This is a genomic window from Mesorhizobium sp. M6A.T.Cr.TU.017.01.1.1, assembly GCF_004023115.1.
Lineage (GTDB): Bacteria > Pseudomonadota > Alphaproteobacteria > Rhizobiales > Rhizobiaceae > Mesorhizobium > Mesorhizobium mediterraneum.
Genome location: NZ_RZTA01000010.1, coordinates 42489 through 61105, shown reverse-complemented (window position 1 = coordinate 61105; position 18617 = coordinate 42489). Strand labels below are relative to the sequence as shown.

Below are 18617 nucleotides of genomic sequence, written 5' to 3'. Positions count from 1 at the left end.
ATCACACTTCCCCGGTTGAACGCACGAGCGTCTGCAACCGTTTCTTCGCTTCATGGATGTGCCAGGAAACCGTCGTCTCCGAGATCCCCATCGCCTCGGCAGCGGCTGCGTGGCTCAGCCCTTCACCATAGACGAGCAGCACCGCGTCGCGCTGCTTGCCCGGCAGCATCCGCACTGCCGCCCAAAGCGCCTCGGTCGGATCTTCAGGCTCGGCTTCTCCCGAGATCAGTGCGTAAGCGCCGTAGGCGTCGGTCTTGACCGTCTCGCGGGCGGTCTTGCGCATCACGTCGCGTGCCGCATTCAGCGTCATGGTGTAGAGCCAGGTGGTGAAGGCGCCGCTGCCATGATAATCGCGGATCGCCCGGCCAAGCCGGATGCAGACTTCCTGGGCGACATCCTCGGCGTCGGCCTTTTTCCCGCACCAGCGATAGGCGGCGCGATAGACGAAGTCATAGTGCCTTTCGAGCAATTTGCCGAAAGCCCCCCTGTCTCCGTCCTTCGCCCGCCCGATCAACTCGGCGTCGGAGGCTTCGCTTTCATCCAGCATCATCGCCATCATTGCCTGTTGGACGAAGGCTAATGGCGATTCCTTGGGATGATGGAAGAAATTTTTTGGGAGGCGGTCACTTGAAGACCATCTGCGCCCTACCCGAGCGTCTCCGCGAACAGCGTCGTCAGCCGCTTCCAGTGGCGCTCAGCGCCGGTTGCATCGAAGGCGCTGTGGTCCGGCGCGCACCAGCCATGCGCCATGCCGGCATAGTTTTCGATGACGTGGTCGACCTCGGCCGTGCGCAGCGCTTCGGCCAGCCGCGCCGACTGTTCGGGTGGGAAGCTGCGGTCCACACCAGCCGTGCCGACATAGACCCGCGCCTTGATCGACGCAGCCTTCCGATGCGGGCTGTCGGCAGCATCGCTCGCCAGATTGCCGCCATGGAAACTGGCGGCGGCAACGATGCGGTCGGGATAGGCCGCGGCTGCATTCAGCGCCCGCGCTCCGCCCATGCAATAGCCGACGGCGCCGACTGGTCCGGCCACGCCTTCGGCATCGAGCGCATCGAGGAAAGCGCCGCTGTCGCGGATGGTCATGTCCTGGGTCGTGCCGCTGAGAAGACCCGTGATGACGGCCTTGCGCTTCCCGTCGCTGAATGCGGTCTTGGCCTCGAAAGGGCCGTAGGGCGCGTTGCGGTAGAAAAGGTCCGGGACCAATACCGCGTAATTGTCGCCTGCAAGCCGTTCCGCCATTTGGTCGAGCGCCGGCCGCGGGCCAAAAGCGTCCATATAGAGGATGATAGCCGCCTTGGCCGGGGCTGCCGAGCGGAACAGACCGGCTTTTGCCAAGCCGTCGCTGGTTTTGATCTGAATGTCCCGCTTCGCCATCACCACTCCTTTGACTTGTCGTGCGATAGATATCCGCGCAGTCCGTCAGGGCAAGTCGTAATGAGGCAACCGCATTCAAGATTCCGTGCGGCATTCGGCGATGCTAAAGACGCGCAAACGCCGCCATGTGAAAAGCTTGAGCCTCTGGGGGATAGCGATAGGCCGTGCCATAGGGACAGGCGTTGCGATCGAGACAACCGCCGGTTCGGCAAGGCGCGCCGTTTTGCCCACGCACATGCGCCAGACACGTTTCATGCGCGAAACCATCCGCAGAATACGCGTCGACCGGACAGGATTTCAGGCAAGGTTTTTCCAGACATGCATCGCAAAGGTGAATCACGTCGCGAGGTTCTTGGAGCGCAATCTCGTCCTCGAACAGCAGCGCGCCGCGATAGGCGTGCCAGAGCCCGTATTGCGGATGCATGAGGATGCCGAGCGGCGACGGCTTCAGTCCCTCCGCCCGCTTCGCCCATTGCTGGAACGGCAGATACGGCCTGTCGGACGGTGACACGGCACGCGCGCCGAATTTCTTCGCCACCGCGCCGATCACTTCACGCGACCACGTATCGAGCGGATTGGCGATGGTTTGCGGTTGGCTTCCTTTCCAGCGCAGGAAATGCGGCCACGGCGCAGCGCCCGCCTGCCCCACCAACAGCACGGATCTGGCGGCAGCGCCAGAGAGACCGGAAGGTGCTTGCTCGCCGTCCGTAAAATTGAAGCCGCCACGAAGCATGAGACCGTGAGCGGAAAGCGCAGCCGCGACGGTTTCGACCATGCTGCGCTCAAGGAACTCTGTCACCCTTCGATCCTTGAAAACGGGATTACTCCCCTTTTCTCAAGCGTCTCACGCAAATTATCGGCGTAGCGATGCGCAAACGCCTCTACTTCACCTTTGGGCCGGGCAAAATAGCGGTCATAAAGTGTTGAGTAGTCCTCACCTTGGGCGAACGGCGCTTCCACTTTTCCAAGCCAATCAACCCAGTGACCGATCTCATGCAGAAGCGTGCGATAGAGCTGCGTGGCTCGCACGGAATCGAGTGAGGTGGAAACGAGATGCTTCTTCCCAACCCGGCTGACTTTGTGACCATCCAAACGAAGTCTGTCCAACTCTGCCGCATCCTCAGGGTCCAGCGATGTGGACCATTCGATGGTGTCGCCAACGTTACAGGCTTCCAAAAATAAGGCCGGACCACTTTTTTCGATGGAGGATCCGCGAAAACCAAGATCGGCATAATAAAACATTCGCCCCCACGCCGGTCTGAGTACGCGCGCTTTTCGCGTCGGTTGGCGCAAGACAAATGTTTCCAGCCCGGCCCAGTCAGCGAGAGGAACATGAGAGAGAAGGAAGACCACATCTTCGACCGAGCATGCGTGAACACACCCACCGCTCGTCTTTTCGACAATGAGTGTTACGTCCCTGCCATTCACCGTCCTGCGCAGCATCTGGCCAGGATTGAGCTGCGCCGCACACCATCCAGCGGATATCCACGGTCGGGGAACGATCATGCGGTTGTTTTGCCCATGGCCCTGCTTCGGCGTGCCAATATTCCGGTTTCGCCTGACTGGATTGAAAGGCATCCGCACCCGTCCCCCGATAAATCGCTCATCCATCAAAGGTGAACGCCTTCAGCTAGGCGAGCGGAATAGCACGGGATCGCGGTGGCCACCAACATGCTGGCTGCCGGTCGCTGAGCGGATTGATCACGGTCGTCCCCCGCCAACGCAGGAAATGCGGCCATGGCGCGGCGCCCGCCTGCCCCACCAGCAAGACGGATCTGGCGGCAGCGCCAGAGGGGCTAGGTGGAGGCGCTTCACATACTGCGAAATTGAACCCACCGCGAAGCATGAGACCGTGAGCGGCCAAGGCCTTGCCAACGCCTTCATAACGAGGTCGCGACCCGTGAGATTGCAACCCAAAGGACGTCACATCGGACATAGTCGCCTTATGAAGCTCGTAAGCTGCGTGACTCTCGTTTCGGATCGTGAGGGCGGGAACACCCCGAGACCATATGGCTCCAAGCCTTCCCCCGATCATCGACGATCGTCAACCAGCACCTAAACCCGTTTTCGTCATCCGAGCAGACAGGGGCATCAATGATATTCCGAGACAGGTCAAACTCCACCTCGATCGAACAAGTTTGAAGTTTCAAGCCGCGAGCCGCGGCTTGGGCCTCAATCATGGAACGATACCGTCCTATCATCGAAGCGAAGGTTGGCAATGTTGCGGAAGACTCTTTTGACAGGTCTATTCGAATTTTGGATGTCGAATTTTCTTGTGCCAATGAATGGAGTTTGCCTACGCCCCAGTAGCCATCAACGTCGTTGTTACGGCTCACGAACGATCTGGCGATATCGATCGCAACACCCTTGAAAACCTTCCTTCGAGCCATATCGGTCTCCGGGCAAGCGATGTCCGAAGGCATCGGACGGGCAGACGCAAATCACCCCTTCTTGTCCGAATCGGAGAAGGCGCTCCGCCAGACTTCCTTGTGGATGATGTTGGCGACTTTAGCCCCGCCTGACTCGGGCTCCTTTCAGGTGAAGGCGTCGGCCATCGACGCCTTCTTCCTGCCGATGAAGTCCTTCAGCCCGTCGTCGATACCCTGATCGAGATGCGGCGCCTCGTAGCTTTCCAACCAGCGGCGGGCGAGTTCGTTGGCGCGCTGCGGCGCGGTCTTTTCGCCTTCGGCCAACCACTGCTCGTAGGAATTGTTGTCGGCGATGTTGGAACGGTAGAAGGCGGTCTGGAAATTGGCCTGGGTGTGGTCACAGCCGAGATAATGGCTGCCTGGACCGACCTGGCGGATGGCGTCCATCGCCTGGCCGTTCTCCGACAGGTCGACGCCTTCGGAGAACTTCTGCGTCATGCCGAGCTGGTCGATGTCCATCATGAACTTTTCGTAGCAGGAGGCGAGCCCGCCCTCGAGCCAGCCAGCCGAATGCAGCACGAAATTGGTGCCGGCGAGGATCGTCGAGTTCAGCGTGTTGGCGCTCTCATAGGCCGCCTGCGCGTCCGGGACTTTCGAGGCGCAGAGCGAGCCGCCGGTGCGGAACGGCAGGCCAAGCCGACGCGCGAGCTGCGCCGCGCCATAGGAAACCAGCGACGGCTCCGGCGTGCCGAAGGTCGGCGCGCCCGACTGCATCGAGATCGACGACGCGAAGGTGCCGAACAGCACCGGTGCGCCCGGCCGGATCAGCTGCGTGAACGACGCGCCGGCCAGCACTTCGGCCAGAACCTGGGTCAGCGTGCCGGCGACCGTCACCGGGCTCATCGCGCCGGCGAGGATGAACGGCGTGACAATGCAGGCCTGGTTGTGGCGCGAATAGACCTTCAGCGCCCCCAGCATGGTCTCGTCGAACACCATCGGCGAATTGGCGTTGATCAGGCTGGTCAGCACCGTGTTGTTCTCGACGAAATCGTCGCCGAACACGATTTTTGCCATCGCCACCGTGTCCTCGGCGCGCTCCGGCGCGGTGACCGAGCCCATGAACGGCTTGTCCGAATATTTGATATGACTGTAGATCATGTCGAGATGGCGCTTGTTGACCGGCACGTCGACCGGCTCGCATACCGTGCCGCCCGAATGGTGGATCGACGGCGCCATATAGGCGAGCTTCACGAAATTGCGGAAATCCTCGATCGTTGCATAGCGCCTGACGCCGTCGAGGTCGCGCACGAAGGGTGGTCCGTAGACCGGCGCGAAGACGGTGGCGTTGCCACCGATCTGCACTGAGCGCTCGGCATAGCGGGCGTGCTGGGTATAGGTGGACGGCGCTGTCTTCAACAGCGAGCGGCAGAGGCCTTTCGGGAAATGCACGCGCTCGCCCTTGACGTCGGCGCCGGCCTCTTTCCACAGCTGCAGCGCCTCGGCGTCGTCGCGAAAGATGATGCCGATCTCTTCGAGCACCGTGTCGGTGTTTTTCTCGATCAGCGCCAGCCCTTCCTCGTCCAGCACCTCATAGACGTTGATCTTGCGCTTGATGTAGGTGAGCTGGGTGCCGGGGCCGCCACCCGAGCGCGCTGCCCGCCGGGCAGCGGCACCACCGCTGGCGGCACGTCCGCGCCGCGCGTTTGACGCTTCCTGGTCGACCGGCGCGTTCTCACTCATGATCGTTCTTCCCTGACTTTTGTTCTGGCATAATTATTACGGCCGCATATTGCGCCTTCTGGCCGGATCGTAGCCATGCACCCTATTCGAAACGGCCCGCCAGCGCCAACGCCTGTCGCAAAATCGACAAGAATTCCAATAGATTTGCGGTCGCTTTCCTTTTGCGGGAAGTCGCAAATCAGCTATGGACGCAAGGCTGTAGCGGGTTAGGTATTGACGTGATATTTGAGGCCCCGCAACTGTATCCGTGCGGCAAGGAGCTGGATTAAAAATGGCCGACGACGAGATCATCCTTTCCGAGCTTTCCGACGACGAGCTCGTGCAGCAGATGCACGACGACCTTTATGACGGGCTGAAGGAAGAGATCGAGGAAGGCACCAATATCCTTCTCGAGCGCGGCTGGGCGCCTTACAAGGTGCTGACCGAGGCACTGGTCGAAGGCATGCGCATCGTCGGCGAGGATTTTCGCGACGGCATCCTGTTCGTGCCGGAAGTGCTGTTGTCCGCCAACGCGATGAAGGCCGGCATGTTCATCCTGCGTCCGCTGCTCGCCGCCACCGGCGCGCCTAAGCAGGGCAAGATGGTGATCGGCACCGTCAAGGGCGACATCCACGACATCGGCAAGAACCTTGTCGGCATGATGATGGAGGGCGCCGGCTTCGACGTCATCGACCTCGGCATCAACAATGCGGTGGAAAAATATCTCGACGCCATCGAGCAGCACCAGCCCGACATCATCGGCATGTCAGCGCTGCTGACGACGACCATGCCCTACATGAAGGTCGTCATCGACACGATGAAGGAAAAGGGCATCCGCGACGACTATGTCGTGCTGGTCGGCGGCGCGCCGCTCAACGAGGAGTTCGGCAAGGCCGTCGGCGCCGACGCCTATTGCCGCGACGCCGCCGTGGCGGTCGAGACCGCCAAGGACTTCATGAAGCGCAAGCACAACGTCCGCGCTTCGGCCTGAGCTGACGAGGAGAAGACAGGAGCATAAGTACGGAAGCCCGTACTTATGCTATGATACAGGCCGATGCGGCGCGTAACGCTGGCATGTCAAGACATCAGCAAGCGACAGCCATCCGCGTAGCGAACATACCCGATGAAATCTTTGAACGCGACTTTGAGCGCGGCAAGCCTTGCTCGGAGCGTTCGAGCGGGTTGAAGCGCTTATTCCGACTCTTTCGCCTCTTCCTTTTTCAGGACCGGCGTGTCGGCAGTTGTCGTATTTGCGATGCTTGCGACCTTGGTTTGCTGATCCACGCTTGCAGCTTTGGTTTGCTGATCTACGGAAGCCGTCGTTTTAGTGTGGCCAACACATTCCGCTGCGGCGCCGGACACCGAAAGGCCCAGAGCGGCGACAACTAAGAGAGCGGTCTTCATCCTATGGCTCCTAGTTTCGTTGTTGAGGGTACTAGAAAAGGGTAACGGCATATCCCCTGCGCGAAAAGTCAACTTTTCGTGCCCGCCCCGAAGAAAACAATTGCAACAGGCGGACACGACGTCCGCGCTTCGGCCTGATCTCGGCGAATTCGGCATGCACAATAAATCGAGCCGCGCCTTGCAGCGCGACTCTGTTGTTCCCAAATGTTACAAGGACTTAACGCGCATTGCTTGAACTATGTTGATCGCGATGCGCTTTGGTAAAATTGCGGATCAGGGGTTGTTGACGGTGTCCTCAACCGCGTTGGCTGTCGACTTGACATCCTTGCCGACGCCGCGGACGGTGTTGGCGCAAGCTGAAAGTGCCACGGCGCAAGCGAGGATGGCGATGGGTGTAAGGCGCAACAGTTTCATGGACGGTGTCTCCCTCGTTCGATAGATTCGAAACCAATAGCAACGAAACCGGTTCTATGAGCGCCGTGCGAAAACCACAAGCCGATCAAGGCGACAGGCTGCTCGTCATCGCCTGCGGGATGATTGCGCGCGAAATTCTGGCCGTCAAGGAGCAGCTGGGGCTCGACCATCTCGACCTGACCTGCCTGCCGGCGGAGTTCCATTTCTACCCGGACCGCATCGCACCGGCCATGGACAAGGCAATCGGGAAGGCCAAGGCGGACGGCTACAGAAACATCTTCGTCGGCTACGCCGATTGCGGCACCGGCGGCCTGCTTGACCGCGTCTGCGAAAAGCATGGCGTCGAGCGCATAGTCGGGCCGCATTGCTTTGCCTTCTACCAGGGCATGGATGCCTACGCGAAGGTCGCCGACGATGACATGATGTCGTTCTACATGACCGACTTCCTGTGCCGCCAGTTCGACGCCTTCTTCATGAAGCCGCTCGGCCTCGACAGGCATCCGGAGCTGATCAAGGACTATTTCGGCAATTACGAGAAGCTGGTCTATATCGCCCAGACCGACGATCCGGAACTCGACAAGGTCGCCGAGCAGGCCGCGAAAATGCTCGGCCTCACCTATGAGCGCCGCTCGACCGGCTATGGCGACCTGACGACGGAACTGGCCAGCGCTGCGGCACACGCCTGACCGTTCGATCAGGCGGCCCCTTCTTCCGCTGCGAGCGTGGCGAGCACATCGGCAAAGCTCGTCCTGCAGACGAATCCCAGCCTGTTCCTCGCCTGCGAGGCGTCGTAGACACGGTCGATCGAGGAAAACATCGTCCAGCCTTTCCGCGCAAAGAGCGCCGGAAACTCCGGAAAATAACGCGTGACGACGGATCGTGCGTCGGCGATCAATGCCGCGCAATCATCGGGCCGAAACGGCGTTGGCGCCGAGACGATGAAGATGTCGAAGCCCAGCTGTGGCGCCTTCTCCAGCGCCGCGATATGAGCCTCGGCGGCATCTTCCACGGTCAGCCGGCGAAACAACAGCTCATTGGCCTTGGTGTTGGCCTCCGACTGCTCGATCGCATGCGCCATATCGTCTGCCTCGGGAAAAAACCGTGCGGTGCGCAGCACGATCACCGGCAGTCCGGACTGAATGTGATAGAGGCGGCAAAGATGTTCGGCCGAAAACTTGGTGACGCCGTAGATGTTGCGCGGCTCGGGCGACATGTCTTCCGTCAGCCAGGCGGCCTTGCGCGCACCGCCGGTCAAGCCGGCGCGTATGGCTTTCGAGATCATCAGCGAGGTCGTCGACGTGAAGACGAAGCGCTGAACGCGTGATGCCACCGCCGCGTCGAGCAGGTTGAGCGTGCCGCGCACATTCGTCTCGATGAAATCCTCATTACGTTGGTGTTCGATGTCAGGCTTGTGCAGCGCGCCGCTGTGGATGATCGCCTCGATGCGGTTTTCACTGACCGTCCGCATGACCAGATCACGGTCGGCGACCGAGCCGATCACCTGCGTTTGCACCGACGGGACGGGATCGAGGCCGACGAGGTCATGGCCAAGGGCCCGCAGGCGCGGCGCGAGCGCGCTACCCAGCCAGCCTGACGATCCCGTAAGCAAGATCCGCATCGGCGAAACCACGATTTTTAACCTGACCGCTGTTAAGCACGGATGACAGGCCGCTGCGAACGGGTAAGTTGTATGCCAAACGAGAAAACAGGCTGTTCCAGCTATCGACTAGGAAACGCACCCATGATCGCTCGCCTCTTGATTGCCGCAGCAGGCGTTGTCTGTTTCGCCCTGCCCGCGCTCGCCGATGGCGAGGTGCAGAAGCTGATCACGCCCGCCGACAAGGTGCGGCTCGACAAATATGATGAGACGCGTAAGGCCGCCCTTGATGAAGCCAAGGCCGGCGACGCCGCCGAGGTCAAGCAGCTCGACGCCTTGCTGGCAAAGCCGCTGGTCTCGTTTTCCGACAAGGACCTGACCGGCAACTGGCAATGCCGCACCATTAAGGCTGGCGGAATGAGCCCGCTCGTCATCTATGGCTGGTTCAAGTGCAAGGTGAGCGACGATGGTTCGGGCTGGATGCTGGAAAAAATCACCGGCTCGCAGCGCACCAAGGGCCGTTTCTTCGACGACGGCGAAAAGCGCTCGATCTATCTCGGCTCCTTCTCCGTCAACAACGATCCCGCGAAACCCTATGGCAGCGGCCCACAAAGCGATCAGGTCGGCTACGCCTTTCGCAACAGCGTCAACGAATGGCGCATCGAGTTCCCGGCGCCCTATCACGAATCGAAGCTCGACATCCTTGAATTCAAGCGCTGAGCCTGCGGCCCTGGTTCCGATCACCAACGATTAACCCGACCGGCCTAGCATCCCGCCCGCTGAGAGCAGGTCTTTTCGGGGCGGCACAAACATGGAACCGTTGAAATCAAATCCGCGGCCGATCGTCGTCGTCACCGAAGGCGGACCGCATATCTGGGCCATCGTCAACGCCATCACTGACCGGCTGGGTCCGGTCAGCGTCATCCTCGAAAGCCCTGAATCCAAAAAGCAATTGCTGCTCAGGCGTGCCCGTCGCCAAGGCTGGCTACAGGCCATCGGGCAGCTCGGCACGATGGTGCTGACACGGCTCGGTAAGCGGTTTTTCGCCGGGCACGCAACACGCATCATCGCCGAACAGAAACTGCAGACGGAATCAAAGCCCGGACAAGCGATCATCCACGTTCCCTCAGCCAATGCGCCGGAGTGCCTGCAGGCGATCAGGGAAATCCAGCCCGGCGTCGTGCTGCTCGCTGGCTGCCGCCTGCTGTCGAGGCAGACACTTGCCAGAATTCCTTGCCCGGTCCTCAATTACCATGCCGGCATCGCTCCGAAGTATCGCGGCATGAATGGCGGCTACTGGGCGTTGGCCTCCGGCGATGCGGAGAACTTCGGCACCACCGTGCATTTGGTCGACGCCGGCGTCGACACCGGCGGCGTGCTGCGGCAGGTGCGCGGCAAGCCTGAGGCAGGCGATACGATTTCAAGCTATGCGCTGCGGCAGGCGGCATTCTCACGCGACATCTGCGTCGAGGCGGTCAGGGATGCGCTGGCCGACAAGCTTGCCACCTCAGATCCCGGCCTGCCTTCCAAACAATGGTATCATCCGACGATCTGGTTCTACCTCTGGACCGGCGTAAAAACCGGCGTCTGGTAAGGAGTGCCGATTTACCGGACAGCGCCTCGGCGATAAGCTTGCAGGCATGAGCGAAATCGACCACCGCACCATTATCGCCGGTCTGTCGGTCGAGGATCGTCGCGACCTCACCACCAAGCTGGATAGGCCCGGCATTGTCCGGCTGGCTGTCCATGGCGGACTGGTTGTCGTGCTGGGCGCGCTGATCACCGCCCGCATCCCATTCTGGCCCATTATTATGCTGCCGCAGGGGATCCTGATCGTCTTCTTCTTCACGCTGTTGCACGAGACCATCCACGAAACCGCTTTCAGGACAGCGTGGCTCAATCGCGCCATCGCCACCGTGACCGGCTTCCTAATCCTGCTACCGCCGGTCTGGTTCCGCTATTTCCATTTCGCGCACCACCGACACACGCACGATCCGGACAATGATCCCGAACTGATGAGCCCGAAACCGGAGACCATCGCCCAGTATTTGCGCTATCTCTCCGGCGTCCCCTATTGGAGCGGCATGGCGCGCGTGATTGTCGTCAACGCCGCCGGCCGCAACCGCGACGGCTTCGTGCCGGAAAAGGGCCACGACAAGGTGATTTCGGAAGCACGTTGGTTCCTGATCGCCTATGCGGTGCTGCTGGTGGCCTCGCTGGTCGCGCAGTCGGCGCTGCTGCTATGGGTCTGGATTGTGCCGGTGCTCGTTGGCCAACCCTTATTGCGGGCCTATCTGCTGGCCGAGCACGCACTATGCCCGCATGTCGCCAACATGCTCGAAAACACCCGCACCACCTTTACTACAAGGCTTGTGCGCTTCGTCGCGTGGAACATGCCTTACCATTCCGAGCATCACTCCTATCCGGCCGTTCCCTTTCACCGCCTGCCGCGTTTCCACCAGATCGTCGCCAAGCATCTGCGCACGACCGAGCGAGGCTACGTTCGCTTCCACAGGAAGCTCGTCGGCAGCTTCGATCGTCGCGGCGGCTGATCCAAACCAAGCCAAGCATCGAAAATTTCCACCTTTCCTTTTGCGCCCTGCGATTGCGTCGCTTTTGAATGCGCGCGCGTCGTCCCATAACAAGCAGCCCAACAGCGCTTCCGGCAATGCTCGGAACACGAGGAGTAAGAAATTCATGGCCGATCTGATCGTCGTCTACTGGCGCGACATCCCCGCGCAGGTCATCGTCAAGAAGGGCCGGCAGAACGCCAAGCGCGAACTGCCGCTGCGCTTCACCGAGGCGATCGACATGTGCGCGATGCGCACCGGCGCCGGCGGCACCGACGACTACCTGGCCGAATGGCGCAAGGCCGACCCCGTGCCGGTCAGCGACGATCTTGAAGGCGAGGCTGAAAAAGCCTTTCAGGATCTCGACGCGAAATACGACCGCGAGCGGCTGGTCGCTCTGGTCAAGGCGGGCGGAAAAGATGTCTGAAACGACCCCGGCGGTTACCCAGGCCACTTTGGTCAAGAAGGCAGCGCCGAAATCCGACTACAAGCCGGCCGACGTGTCGCCGCAGCGGCGCGTGCAGCGCTCGTTCGCGGTCAGGCTGTGGTCCGTGCGGCATTCGCGATTGCTCGAATGGTTCTACGCCAGGTTCGCCGACATGTTCTTGACTCTCCACCCGCTGTGGAAGGGCATCGGTTACGGCCGCGTCGAAGCCCCGATCAAATTCGTCGAAAAACGCGTCAAGGGTTTTATGTTCGATTGCCGCATGTGCGGCCAGTGCATCCTTTCCTCCACTGGCATGTCGTGCCCGATGAATTGCCCCAAGCAATTGCGCAACGGCCCTTGCGGCGGCGTGCGTGCCAACGGCAATTGCGAGGTCGAGCCTGATATGCCCTGCGTCTGGGTCAAGGCCTGGGAAGGCTCACGCAACATGAAGCATGGCGACAAGATCCTCGACGTGCAGAAGCCGGTCGACCAGTCGCTGCGCGAAACCTCGGCATGGCTGCGGGTGACCGCGCAGGCCGCAGCCGCGCGCGAAGCCACCCGCAACGCTCCGAATACCGGGGCACCGACATGATCGGCCGCCAGCGCGACGAGAACCCGGCCGGCATTCATCTGCCGCTTGAGCCCCTGCCCGGCCACACGTCGCGAGGACGCCTGGAGCGCGTCCTGAGGCGCGGCGAGTTCGCGGTGACGACCGAGCTCAACCCGCCCGACAGCGCCGATCCGGAAGATGTCTACAACCGCGCCAAAATCTTCGACGGCTGGGTTGACGCCATCAACGCCGTCGACGCGTCGGGCGCCAACTGCCACATGTCCTCGGTCGGCATCTGTGCGCTGCTGACCCGCATGGGCTATGCCCCGATCATGCAGATCGCCTGCCGCGACAGGAACCGCATCGCCATCCAGGGCGACGTGCTGGGCGGGGCGGCGATGGGCGTCGCCAACATGCTGTGCCTGACAGGCGACGGGGTCCAGGCCGGCGACCAGCCCGGCGCCAAGCCGGTGTTCGATCTCGACTGCATGTCATTGCTGGAAACCTGCCGCATCATGCGCGACAACGGCAAATTCCTGTCCGGCCGCAAGCTGACGACGCCGCCGCAGCTTTTCCTCGGTGCGGCGATCAACCCTTTCGCGCCGCCGATCGATTTCCGCCCCTACCGGCTGGGCAAGAAGATCGCGGCGGGCGCGCAATTCGTGCAAAGCCAATACTGTTTCGACGTGCCGATGTTCCGCACCTACATGCAGCAGATCCGGGACCTCGGTTTTACGGAAAAATGCTTCATCCTGTGCGGGGTCGGACCGCTGGCCTCGGCCAAGACCGCCAAATGGATCCGCTCCAACGTGCCGGGCATTCATATCCCCGATCAGATCGTCAAGCGACTGGAAGGCGCCCAGGATCAGAAGAAGGAAGGCAAGCAGCTCTGCATCGACATCATCAACGAGGTGAAGGAAATCCCCGGCGTTTCCGGCGTCCATGTGATGGCCTATCGCCAGGAGGAATATGTCGCCGAGATTGTCGATGAATCGGGCGTGCTGAAGGGCCGCCAGCCCTGGAAACGCGAAATCCGCCGCGACGACCAGCTCGTCGCCGACCGTCTAGACCACATATTGCACGACGAGATCACCGAAACGCAGGTCGACATGGTCAAGACCGCGCATTGATGGCGCGGACGGTCACCATTCGCTTGATCGAGATCAGAAACGATATAAAGAAGTCTTTATATCACGACGGAGAGATTTCATGACCCGGACGATCGTCGCCTCGGCGACACGAGAAATCATCATCGGCTTCGACCAGCCCTTCTGCGTGATCGGCGAACGCATCAATCCGACCGGGCGCAAGAAGCTCGCCGCCGAGATGATCGCGGGCAATTTCGACACTGTCATCAGGGACGCGCTGGAACAGGCCGCCTGCGGCGCGACCATGCTCGACGTCAATGCAGGCGTGACCTCTGTCAATCCGAACGAGACCGAACCCGGCCTGCTGGTGCAGACGCTGGAGATCGTGCAGGGACTGGTCGACCTGCCGCTGTCGATCGACAGTTCGGTGACCGCCGCGATCGAGGCGGCGCTCAGGGTCGCCAAGGGCCGGCCGCTGGTCAACTCCGTCACCGGCGAGGAAGAAAAGCTCGAAGCCATCTTGCCGCTGGTCAAGAAATACAACGTTCCGGTGGTCGCCATCTCCAACGACGAGACCGGCATTTCGATGGATCCGGACGTGCGCTTCGCCGTCGCCAAGAAGATCGTCGAGCGCTGCGCCGATTTCGGCATTCCGGCGCACGATGTTGTCGTCGACCCGCTGGTCATGCCGATCGGCGCGTTGGGCGATGCCGGCCGCCAGGTCTTTGCCCTCCTGCGCCGGCTGCGCGAGGAGCTCAAGGTCAACACCACCTGCGGCCTCTCCAACATCTCGTTCGGCCTGCCGCACCGCCACGGCATCAACGCCGCCTTCATCCCGATGGTGATCGGCGCCGGCATGACCTCGGCGATCATGAATCCGGTGCGACCGCAGGAGATGGAAGCGGTACGCGGCGCCAACGTGCTGAACGGCACCGACGAGAACTGCACCAACTGGATCAGGACCTACAAGGACTACAAGCCGGCCGAAGGCGGCCAGGCGGTCGCAGCGCCGACGCAAGTCAACGCGCCGGGCGAAAGCAATGGCAACGGCGGCCGCCGGCGCGGTGGCCGTGAAGCCCGTATGGCCCGAGGATAAGCGCGCAATCGTGAACTCTCCTGCCAACATCACCGACCCGCTCGTGCTGTTCATGCCGTCCGGCAAGCGCGGGCGGTTTCCGGTCGGCACGCCGGTGCTCGATGCCGCGCGCCAACTCGGCGTCTATGTCGAGAGCGTGTGCGGCGGACGCGCCACTTGCGGGCGCTGTCAGGTCGAGGTGCAGGAAGGCAACTTCGCCAAGCACAAGATCGTCTCTTCCAATGACCACATCTCGCCCAAGAGCGCCAAGGAAGAGCGCTACGAACGCGTGCGCGGCCTTCCCGAACGGCGACGCCTGTCCTGCTCGGCGCAGATCCTCGGCGATCTCGTCGTCGACGTGCCACAGGACACGGTCATCAACGCGCAGACCATCCGCAAAGACGCCGACACCAGGGTCATCGCCCGCGATTCGGCAATCCATATGTGCTATGTCGAGATCGAAGAGCCCGACATGCACAATCCATCAGGCGATCTCGATCGCCTGAAGATCGCGCTGATGAAGGACTGGGGGCTCAAGAGCCTCGATTTCGACTTCCATCTGTTGCCGCAGGTGCAAGGCATCTTGCGCAAGGGCAACTGGACCGCGACCGCCGCGATCCACAAGGATGCCGACAGCGAGACCGCGCGGGTCATCTCTTTGTGGCCCGGTCTCAAGAACGAGGCCTACGGGCTTGCCTGCGATATCGGCTCGACCACCATCGCCATGCATCTGGTGTCGCTGCTGTCGGGCCGCGTCGCTGCCTCGTCGGGCACGTCGAACCCGCAGATTCGCTTCGGCGAGGATCTGATGAGCCGCGTCTCCTATGTGATGATGAACCCGGACGGCCGCGAAGGCATGACGGTTGCGGTGCGCGAGGCGATCTCGGGTCTCGTCGACAAGGTCTGCGCGGAAGGCAACGTCCAGCGCAACGACATCCTGGATTCCGTGTTCGTCGGCAATCCGATCATGCATCACCTGTTCCTCGGCATCGACCCGACCGAACTCGGCGGCGCGCCCTTCGCGCTGGCCGTCTCGGGCGCCGTGCACATCAAGGCGTCGGATATCGGCCTGAAGCTCAATCAGGGCGCCAGGCTCTATATGCTGCCTTGCATCGCCGGCCATGTCGGCGCCGACGCGGCTGCGGTGACGCTGTCGGAGGGTCCGCACCGGCAGGATGAGATGATGCTGATCGTCGACGTCGGCACAAATGCCGAGATCGTGCTCGGCAATCGTCAGCGGGTCGTGGCGGCCTCCTCGCCCACCGGCCCGGCCTTTGAGGGGGCGGAAATCTCCGGCGGCCAACGCGCGGCGCCCGGCGCCATCGAGCGCGTCCGCATCGATCCCGACACGCTGGAGCCGAAATACCGCGTCATCGGCTCGGAACTGTGGTCCGACGAGCCCGGCTTCCTCGACAGCGTGCAGGCGACCGGCGTCACCGGCATATGCGGCTCCGGCATCATCGAGGTGGTCGCCGAGATGTATCTGGGCGGCATCATCTCAGAGGACGGTGTCGTCGACGGCAGCCTCTCCGCCCGCTCGCCGCGCGTCACTGCCAGTGGCCGCACCTTCTCCTATGTGCTGAAGGAAGGCGAGCCGAGGATCACCATCACCCAGACCGACGTGCGCGCCATCCAGCTCGCCAAGGCCGCGCTTTATGCCGGCACCAAGCTGTTGATGGAAAAGCAGCACACCGATCATGTCGACCGCATCCATTTCGCCGGCGCCTTCGGCTCCTTCATCGATCCGAAATACGCCATGGTGCTGGGACTGATCCCCGATTGCGATCTCGACAAGGTCTCGGCCGTCGGCAACGCCGCCGGCGCCGGTGCGCGCATGGCGCTGCTCAATCGCGGCTATCGCCGCGAGATCGAGGAAACAGTGAGCCAGATCGAGAAGATCGAGACCGCGCTGGAGCCGAAATTCCAGGAACATTTCGTCTACGCCATGGCGCTGCCGAACAAGGTCGACCCGTTCCCGAAACTGTCGGCGGCGGTGAAGCTGCCGCCGCGCAAGACGGTCAGCGAGGACGGCATTGCCGGCGATGCCGCCCCGCGGCGGCGTTCGCGCGAAGGCCACGCGGCGCGGCGCGGCCGGGGGTAACGTCCCGCCGGCGAAAGCTGCATTTCGCCCTCATTCTCGTTTGCATGCAAATGTTTCCGGATCAGCCCAAACTGAAACAAGGCGCTGTTTTCGTGTAATCCACCAGATACATGTGCGGCGCATTTAACCGGCATCGAACGGCAGGCAGGAAATAACTTTCGGCCGCCGCAGCACTCCAAAGGAGATGAAGATGTCGATGTTCGAAAGCCTCGGCCGCTATGGTATGGCCATCAGGAATGCACACAAAAGAAACAGGTCCGTCCGGGCGCTGAACAGCCTGCCGCCCGAAATTCAGAGGGACATCGGCTGGCCCGTGTCGCCGCGCGAAGACCCGCAGGTCACCTTCTCGGCTCTGCTCCTGGGTTCGGCGCGCTGATGACCTTCGCCGACAAATGCAAGCTGCTGGCCAAGCGCCGGAGCCGTCATGCGGCTCCGGCGGCAAGCGACCGTCGACTGCGCGCCGCACGGCTGCCCCGGCGCTGAGCATTGCAGCGAGCCAGACTGGACGCTGGCCTTGATTGCCAGCCAGATCACACCGCCGTGTTAAGACTGCGCAAATCTTGACATTTTGGGCGAAGGCACGATCTTCGATAGCGAGGGGTTCTCTTAGTCGGCTCAGCCGAAGTCCGTGTGTCCGCATGCCAAGTCTCAAAAGCCACGTCGTGTCCTTCGTGCTCAGGCATAGCCGCAAGCAGGCCTTTTCCAGCCCGGAAAACCTGCAGCGCTGGATCGCGTATGCGCGCAAGACGGAGAATCATCAGCCGCCCGCACCGCTGCGATCGCGTTTCGAGATCACGACGCGCAGCGTGGACGGCTTTCCCGTCTACGAGATCGCGCCGAAGGCCGGTGTGCGAAAGCGGATTCTCTACCTGCATGGCGGCGCCTATGTCTTTCAAATCACGTCCTATCATTGGGGGCTGATCGCCGATATGGCCGACCGGCTGGGCTTCGGCATTACCGTGCCGATCTATCCCATTGCTCCCGAACACGATTTCCACGCCATGTTCGGCATGGTCGGCGAGGTCTACCGTCAGCTGCTCGACGAAACGGAAGCGCAGGATATCGTCTTCATGGGCGATTCCGCCGGCGGCAACATGGCCGTGGTGCTGACCATGATGGCCGCGGAAGACGCCCAGCCCTTACCGTCGCGCCATGTGCTGATTTCGCCCGGCCTCGACTTGTCGCTCGCCAACCCCGAAGTGTTCGAGGCGGAACGCTACGATCCATGGCTGGGAATTCCGGGCGGGCTGGAGGCAGTCCGGCTCTACAGTGCCGGCATAAATCCCAGTGACTGGCGCATCAGCCCGCTTTACGGTGACCTCTCGGTGTTGCCGAAAACGCTGCTTCTGACCGGTTCACGCGATATGCTAACCCCCGACAATCTGATCTTCGCGCAAAAGGCCCGTGCCGCCGGTGTCGAGATAGAGGTCGTGCACGAGCAAGGCATGTTCCATGTCTGGCCACTGATCGACATGCCAGAAGCGCGGCGCGCGCGGGACAGCATCGTGACGTTCCTGACCAGCGACACCGAAAGCTATCACGCCAAAGCCGGCGAATTGGCACTGCAAAGGACAGGTCGTAGCGACCCCGCTCACGACCTGGCTGCGCCGTTGAGGTCGTAGCTAGAGCATTTTGCAGCCAAACGTCTTCGTTTGGCGTCCGACAAAATGCGTTAAAACAAAGACTTGGAGCGCGGTTTTGGTTCCACCAAAACGCAAAGCGCTCTAAGTCAGAACTTGCCGGTTTCCCTGAACACTTCGAAGGTCGCACGGATGTGGTCGGCAACCGCCTTCACCGGCGCGCTGGCGTCCGGCGCCACGACCATGGCGAGATTGTAGGTGCCGATATCCGGCATGCCGTCCTTCGGGCAAAGCTCAACCATCTCGCTGCCGAGGAACGCTTTCGGCAGCGGAGCCACCGCGAGGT

At 61.7% G+C, this 18617-nt stretch carries 20 protein-coding genes and 1 pseudogene; 12 read left to right on the top strand and 9 right to left on the bottom strand.

The genetic code is table 11. The features are described from left to right. Position 1: 1 nt before the first annotated feature. From EOB36_RS05265 to EOB36_RS05240, 5 genes are all read right to left on the bottom strand, one after another. On the bottom strand, positions 2-556 hold the full coding sequence (locus EOB36_RS05265; protein ID WP_127206407.1) for an RNA polymerase sigma factor: 555 nt from the start codon (positions 554-556) through the stop codon (positions 2-4). Between the two features lie 89 nt (positions 557-645). Further along, positions 646-1377, bottom strand: a complete 732-nt coding sequence (locus tag EOB36_RS05260) for a dienelactone hydrolase family protein (RefSeq protein ID WP_128284446.1) — start codon at positions 1375-1377, stop codon at positions 646-648. Between the two features lie 103 nt (positions 1378-1480). Beyond that, positions 1481-2152: a hypothetical protein gene (locus EOB36_RS05255; protein WP_095486697.1), complete on the bottom strand. Its 672-nt coding sequence runs from the start codon at positions 2150-2152 to the stop codon at positions 1481-1483. Positions 2153-2172: 20 nt separating this feature from the next. Further along, the gene (locus EOB36_RS05250) at positions 2173-2988 is read right to left on the bottom strand and encodes a hypothetical protein (RefSeq protein ID WP_128284445.1); all 816 of its coding nucleotides are present in this window, start codon (positions 2986-2988) and stop codon (positions 2173-2175) included. Positions 2989-3911: 923 nt separating this feature from the next. Further along, positions 3912-5486 carry a trimethylamine methyltransferase family protein gene (locus tag EOB36_RS05240; protein ID WP_128284444.1) on the bottom strand — a complete coding sequence of 525 codons (1575 nt, stop codon included), beginning with the start codon at positions 5484-5486 and terminating at the stop codon, positions 3912-3914. A 271-nt stretch (positions 5487-5757) separates the two neighbouring features. Here EOB36_RS05240 and EOB36_RS05235 point away from each other — a divergent pair, with 271 nt between their 5' ends. After that, entirely contained in the window at positions 5758-6456 is a 699-nt protein-coding gene (locus tag EOB36_RS05235; RefSeq protein WP_095486700.1) for a B12-binding domain-containing protein, read from the top strand. Between the two features lie 200 nt (positions 6457-6656). Here EOB36_RS05235 and EOB36_RS05230 read toward each other — a convergent pair whose 3' ends face one another. Beyond that, complete coding sequence (locus EOB36_RS05230; RefSeq protein ID WP_095486756.1) at positions 6657-6869, bottom strand: hypothetical protein; 213 nt, start codon at positions 6867-6869, stop codon at positions 6657-6659. A 273-nt stretch (positions 6870-7142) separates the two neighbouring features. After that, a complete protein-coding gene (locus EOB36_RS05225; protein WP_128284443.1) occupies positions 7143-7283 on the bottom strand; it encodes an entericidin A/B family lipoprotein in 141 nt (46 codons plus the stop codon). A gap of 56 nt (positions 7284-7339) precedes the next feature. Here EOB36_RS05225 and EOB36_RS05220 point away from each other — a divergent pair, with 56 nt between their 5' ends. Further along, positions 7340-7969: a DUF1638 domain-containing protein gene (locus EOB36_RS05220; protein ID WP_128284442.1), complete on the top strand. Its 630-nt coding sequence runs from the start codon at positions 7340-7342 to the stop codon at positions 7967-7969. Between the two features lie 8 nt (positions 7970-7977). Here the strand turns inward: EOB36_RS05220 and EOB36_RS05215 are convergent, their stop codons facing one another. Beyond that, positions 7978-8901 carry an NAD(P)-dependent oxidoreductase gene (locus EOB36_RS05215; RefSeq protein WP_128284441.1) on the bottom strand — a complete coding sequence of 308 codons (924 nt, stop codon included), beginning with the start codon at positions 8899-8901 and terminating at the stop codon, positions 7978-7980. 123 nt (positions 8902-9024) lie between these two features. On the opposite strand from EOB36_RS05215, the gene EOB36_RS05210 reads away from it, so the two are divergent. The 10 genes from EOB36_RS05210 (at position 9025) to EOB36_RS05165 (ending at position 18313) form a co-directional block, all read left to right on the top strand. Continuing rightward, entirely contained in the window at positions 9025-9600 is a 576-nt protein-coding gene (locus EOB36_RS05210) for a DUF4893 domain-containing protein (protein WP_128284440.1), read from the top strand. Between the two features lie 91 nt (positions 9601-9691). Then, a complete protein-coding gene (locus tag EOB36_RS05205; RefSeq protein ID WP_128284439.1) occupies positions 9692-10474 on the top strand; it encodes a formyl transferase in 783 nt (260 codons plus the stop codon). A gap of 46 nt (positions 10475-10520) precedes the next feature. After that, positions 10521-11432 carry a fatty acid desaturase gene (locus tag EOB36_RS05200; RefSeq protein ID WP_245467621.1) on the top strand — a complete coding sequence of 304 codons (912 nt, stop codon included), beginning with the start codon at positions 10521-10523 and terminating at the stop codon, positions 11430-11432. A 145-nt stretch (positions 11433-11577) separates the two neighbouring features. Further along, positions 11578-11877: a virulence factor gene (locus EOB36_RS05195; RefSeq protein ID WP_126106105.1), complete on the top strand. Its 300-nt coding sequence runs from the start codon at positions 11578-11580 to the stop codon at positions 11875-11877. Beyond that, complete coding sequence (locus tag EOB36_RS05190) at positions 11870-12469, top strand: methylenetetrahydrofolate reductase C-terminal domain-containing protein (protein WP_128284438.1); 600 nt, start codon at positions 11870-11872, stop codon at positions 12467-12469. The genes EOB36_RS05195 and EOB36_RS05190 overlap by 8 nt, the downstream gene beginning before the upstream one ends. Next, positions 12466-13557, top strand: a complete 1092-nt coding sequence (locus EOB36_RS05185) for a methylenetetrahydrofolate reductase (RefSeq protein WP_095486708.1) — start codon at positions 12466-12468, stop codon at positions 13555-13557. Before EOB36_RS05190 ends, EOB36_RS05185 begins: the two co-directional genes overlap by 4 nt. Positions 13558-13636: 79 nt before the next feature. Further along, positions 13637-14611 carry a methyltetrahydrofolate cobalamin methyltransferase gene (locus EOB36_RS05180; protein WP_095486709.1) on the top strand — a complete coding sequence of 325 codons (975 nt, stop codon included), beginning with the start codon at positions 13637-13639 and terminating at the stop codon, positions 14609-14611. After that, positions 14556-16691 carry an ASKHA domain-containing protein gene (locus EOB36_RS05175; protein ID WP_128284437.1) on the top strand — a complete coding sequence of 712 codons (2136 nt, stop codon included), beginning with the start codon at positions 14556-14558 and terminating at the stop codon, positions 16689-16691. Before EOB36_RS05180 ends, EOB36_RS05175 begins: the two co-directional genes overlap by 56 nt. A 190-nt stretch (positions 16692-16881) precedes the next feature. Then, positions 16882-17067: a hypothetical protein gene (locus EOB36_RS05170; protein ID WP_095486758.1), complete on the top strand. Its 186-nt coding sequence runs from the start codon at positions 16882-16884 to the stop codon at positions 17065-17067. Between the two features lie 262 nt (positions 17068-17329). After that, on the top strand, positions 17330-18313 hold the full coding sequence (locus tag EOB36_RS05165; RefSeq protein ID WP_095486711.1) for an alpha/beta hydrolase: 984 nt from the start codon (positions 17330-17332) through the stop codon (positions 18311-18313). 107 nt (positions 18314-18420) lie between these two features. Here EOB36_RS05165 and EOB36_RS34890 read toward each other — a convergent pair. Then, positions 18421-18617 (bottom strand): annotated as a pseudogene (locus EOB36_RS34890) (LysR family transcriptional regulator); the annotation flags it as partial.